Origin of the sequence: Rothia sp. HMSC068E02, assembly GCF_001813565.1 — a bacterium.
In the GTDB taxonomy this organism is placed as follows: Bacteria; Actinomycetota; Actinomycetes; order Actinomycetales; family Micrococcaceae; genus Rothia.
The window spans coordinates 1087028-1087328 of sequence record NZ_KV812882.1; positions in this window are offsets into that span (position 1 = coordinate 1087028).

Genomic DNA, 301 nt, shown 5'->3' on the forward strand with positions numbered 1-301 from the left:
CTCAATGAAAGCCCTTCCCAGAAGGAAGGGAAATTGGTGAGGATCAGTAGCCGCGGCATCACCTGCTGCCGCCTCAATGAAAGCCCCTCCAAAAAGGAAGGGGAACCCTCCTGCACCGGACCTCAATGAAGAAAGTCTACACCTCAAGGTGTAGCACAAGAGGTCCCGCAGTCACCTTGAGGGGATATTGTTCTATCTTATTGAAAGTCCCGCCGAAAAGGTAGGGAAATCCTGGACGCGGTACTGGTTTGACGAACCGTGGAGTTTGCCTCAATGAAAGCCCTTCCAAAAAGGAAGGGAA